The following is a 3,131-nucleotide window of genomic DNA, read 5'->3' as shown; positions in this document are numbered from 1 at the left end:
ACAACAACTGGCTCCACCACCGCGTTGCCGCCCTCAACCTGCGCCGACTGCTCTCGATGGGCCTGACCAACCAGAACGGGACCTGGGCCCTGGCCTGACCAGCCCGCCCGGGCGAGGACTCCCGCCGCGGCAGACCGCCGAACACGACCCGCGGCCACCGGCCAGATCCCATCTCCGGACCAGATACCTCAGCCCCCGCAGCCGCGAAAAAGCCACACCGCCATGCCCCCACCCCGCCCACCGCTCTCGCGGCCAAGATCACAGCTTGTTCAGCAGTCTCCTAGTCCTCCAGGTCCGCCCCCGTGCGCGGCGGGAACGCCGCCAACGCCTCCTGCTCGGCCGCGTCGAACATCCGGGCCCGCGACAGGAACCGCCTGCCGGTCGGGTTCTCGAGACTGAACCCCGAGCCCCGGCCCGGGATGGCGTCCAGCACCAACTGCGTGTGCTTCCACGTCTCGAACTGTGTGCCCGAGATCCACACGCGCACCCGGGTCGACGACGACGAGGATGGCGTGCGCACCTCGTCGTCGTCGCCCGGAGGTTCGGACCGGTCGGTCCCGGACGGACCGTCCGCGCCGAGGTCGAGCTCCCCCACCAGCACATCGCGCTGTCCCACGCGGAACTCACCGTCGGGGTAACACATGGGGGCCGACCCGTCGCAGCACCCGCCCGACTGGTGGAACATCACCGGGCCGTGCCGGCCGACGAGCTCACGGATGAGTTCGGCAGCCGGCTCGGTGACCACGACACGCGGCGGGAGACCGGGCGGCGCCCCCTCCGGCGGGAGGGCGCGCGCCGCTATGGGCACGCTCCCGCCCGAGGGGAGCCCGCAGACGTCGTCCATGACCGGTCCCTCCTCTTCTGATCCGCCGCGGCTCAGAAGAAGCCCTGCGGCTTGCCCGAGTAGCTCACCAGCAGGCACTTGGTCTGCTGGTAGTGGTCGAGCATCATGCGGTGGTTCTCGCGCCCGATGCCGGACTGCTTGTAGCCGCCGAACGCCGCGTGGGCCGGGTACTGGTGGTAGGTGTTGGTCCACACCCGGCCGGCCTGGATGGTGCGACCGGCCCGGTAGGCGGTGGTGCCGTTGCGCGACCACACGCCGGCGCCCAGGCCGTAGAGCGTGTCGTTGGCGATCATCATGGCGTCGTCGAAGTCGGTGAACGAGCTCAGGGAGAGCACGGGCCCGAAGATCTCCTCCTGGAACAGCCGCATCTTGTTGTGGCCGCGGAAGACGGTCGGCTGCACGTAGAAGCCGCCCGCGAGATCGCCCTCGAGCTCCGCTCGTCCGCCGCCGGTGAGGACGTCCGCGCCCTCCTGCTTGCCGATGTCGATGTAGGACAGGATCTTCTCCAACTGGTCATTGGAGGCCTGCGCGCCGAGCATCGTGTCGGTGTCGAGCGGATTGCCCTGCGTGATCTTGTTGGTGCGCTCGATCGCGAGCTCGCTGAACTCGTCGAAGACCGACCTCTGCACGAGCGCGCGTGACGGGCACGTGCACACCTCGCCCTGGTTGAGGCCGAACATCGCGAAGCCCTCGAGCGCGGCCTGACGGAAGTCGTCGTCGGCGTCCATGACGTCCTCGAAGAAGATGTTGGGGCTCTTGCCGCCCAACTCGAGGGTCACCGGGATGAGGTTCTCCGAGGCGTACTGCATGATCAGGCGTCCGGTGGTGGTCTCACCGGTGAAGGCGACCTTGCGGATGCGGGGGTTGGAGGCCAGCGGCTTGCCGGCCTCGGTGCCGAATCCGTTGACCACGTTCACGACGCCGGGCGGGAGCAGGTCGCCGATCACGGACATGAGGAACAGGATCGACGCCGGGGTCTGCTCGGCGGGCTTGAGCACCACGCAGTTACCCGCGGCCAGGGCCGGGGCGAGCTTCCACACCGCCATGAGGACCGGGAAGTTCCACGGGATGATCTGTCCGACCACGCCGAGCGGCTCGTGGAAGTGGTACGCCACCGTGTCCTCGTCGATCTGCGAGATCCCGCCCTCCTGGGCGCGGATGCAGCCGGCGAAGTAGCGGAAGTGATCGATCGCCAGCGGGATGTCGGCGGCCAGGCACTCGCGGATCGGCTTGCCGTTGTCCCACGACTCGGCCAGCGCGATGGCCTCGAGGTTCTCCTCCATCCGGTCGGCGATCCGGAGCAGGACCAGCGAGCGCTCCGCGGCGGAGGTGGCGTTCCACCCGGGGGCGGCGGCCCACGCGGCGTCCAGGGCCGCCTCGATGTCCTCGGACGTGCCGCGGCCGACCTCGCAGAAGACCTGGCCGGTGATCGGGGTGACGTTCTCGAAGTACTCGCCCTTGACGGGTGCCACCCACTCGCCGCCGATGAAATGGTCGTAGCGGCTCTTGTAGGACATCACCGAACCATCGGCGCCGGGCTGTGCGAAAACGGGCATCGTGCCCCTCCTTCTCCTCCGCGCGACCCCCGTGGTCGTCGCTGTGATGTAGGACACTATGCGCGGCGGGGTTGCAGCAACGTTGCACGCGGGCCGGCCCGAGCCGATCGCGTGCGGCCACTGCCCGACCGGGCAGGGCCGGACCCGTTCGACCTGCCGGAATCCACTGAATCCTCTCGCCGCGGACCTCCCGCTCGCCCTACCGTCTGCCCCCATGGAGACCACAGCGACCCGCGGGACGAGCCGGACGATCTCGGCGATCCGGGGCGGACCGGGCCGGCGCTTCGGGGCGTTCACCGTGATCGCCGACGACCGTCGGGTGCGGATCGGGCACGACCTCGACGACGACGAAGTCAGCGAGGCGCTGATCCCGGCCATGGCCCGCGACCTGCTCGCCACCGGGGTCCTGCACACCGTCGACGAGTTCCACCGGGCCGTGACCGCGCTCGTGACCTGCCGGGACGCGAGCTGGGAGGAGTGCTGGTCCGCCTACTACCGGTCGTCGATCTCGGCACTGGCCAGCGGCGTCTGCCCGTTCTCCCCGGTGCACGACCGGGCGGTGGCGGAGATGGTCGGCGACTCCGCGGTGGAGATCGGGTGTTGCTTCGGGTTCCTGTCCCTGCGGCTCGCCCGCGAGGGTGTCAGGACCATCGCCGTGGACCTCGACCCCTCCGTCCTCGGGTTGCTCCGGACCTGCGCACCCGTCGGCGCCGCCCGGCCCACGCCCGTCT

Annotated in this window: 2 protein-coding genes and 1 pseudogene; 1 reads left to right on the top strand and 2 read right to left on the bottom strand. The window is 70.0% G+C overall.

The window, feature by feature from the left end; all coding sequences use genetic code 11:
• Nucleotides 1-280: 280 nt before the first annotated feature.
• Together G6028_RS14670 and exaC are read right to left on the bottom strand one after the other, a co-directional pair.
• Complete coding sequence (locus G6028_RS14670; protein WP_182659312.1) at nt 281-844, bottom strand: DUF779 domain-containing protein; 564 nt, start codon at nt 842-844, stop codon at nt 281-283.
• A gap of 32 nt (nt 845-876) precedes the next feature.
• Nucleotides 877-2,400, bottom strand: a complete 1,524-nt coding sequence (gene exaC, locus G6028_RS14665) for an acetaldehyde dehydrogenase ExaC (protein ID WP_179524183.1) — start codon at nt 2,398-2,400, stop codon at nt 877-879.
• A 214-nt stretch (nt 2,401-2,614) separates the two neighbouring features.
• Here exaC and G6028_RS14660 point away from each other — a divergent pair.
• Nucleotides 2,615-3,131, top strand: a pseudogene (locus G6028_RS14660) (hypothetical protein); the annotation flags it as partial.

Origin of the sequence: Dietzia cercidiphylli (assembly GCF_014145145.1) — a bacterium.
Classification (GTDB): Bacteria; Actinomycetota; Actinomycetes; order Mycobacteriales; family Mycobacteriaceae; genus Dietzia; species Dietzia natronolimnaea.
The sequence above is the reverse complement of the archived record's forward strand: the minus strand, read 5'-3'. Positions and strand labels throughout refer to the sequence as shown.

Bases quoted from the DNA above. Each gene is read 5' to 3' on its own strand.
- G6028_RS14670 (WP_182659312.1), bottom strand. From the start codon at position 844: ATGGACGACGTCTGCGGGCTCCCCTCGGGCGGGAGCGTGCCCATAGCG.
- exaC (WP_179524183.1), bottom strand. From the start codon at position 2,400: ATGCCCGTTTTCGCACAGCCCGGCGCCGATGGTTCGGTGATGTCCTAC.